Below are 437 nucleotides of genomic sequence, written 5' to 3' on the forward strand. Positions count from 1 at the left end.
GGAGAACCCCCATGGAGATCAAGGATTTCGAAGTCGAGCAGTGGATGATCCTCTGGGAGACGAAGTGCACCTACAACGTCGCCGAGACGTGCGTGTACTCGCTGTCCCTCGACCAGCTCTTCGAGCTGACCGGCGGCGACAAGCAGGCGTTTCTGGACGCCTTCGCGGCGCGCCGCCTCACCTACGGCGACATCGAGGGTCGCCCCGACCTGCTTTCCGGCATCGCCAAGCTCTACCACACCGTGGCGCCCGAGCACATCATCCCCACCCACGGGGCCGCCGGCGCCAACGCACTCGTGCTCTCGACGCTGGTGAACCCGGGCGATCACGTAGTATCGGTCATGCCCACCTACCAGCAGCTCTACTCCATCCCCGAGATGTGCGGCGCTGCGGTGGACGAGCTGCATCTGGAGAAGGAGAACGGCTACCACGTGGAC

1 protein-coding gene is annotated in these 437 nt (G+C 64.5%); it reads left to right on the forward strand.

What is annotated here, in order from left to right; translation table 11 throughout:
• Positions 1-11: 11 nt before the first annotated feature.
• The coding region (locus tag NE591_RS12475; RefSeq protein ID WP_256156772.1) for an aminotransferase class I/II-fold pyridoxal phosphate-dependent enzyme at positions 12-437 on the forward strand (426 nt) is incomplete at its 3' end.

This window comes from Adlercreutzia sp. DFI.6.23 (assembly GCF_024462535.1).
GTDB classification, from domain to species: Bacteria; Actinomycetota; Coriobacteriia; order Coriobacteriales; family Eggerthellaceae; genus Adlercreutzia; species Adlercreutzia rubneri.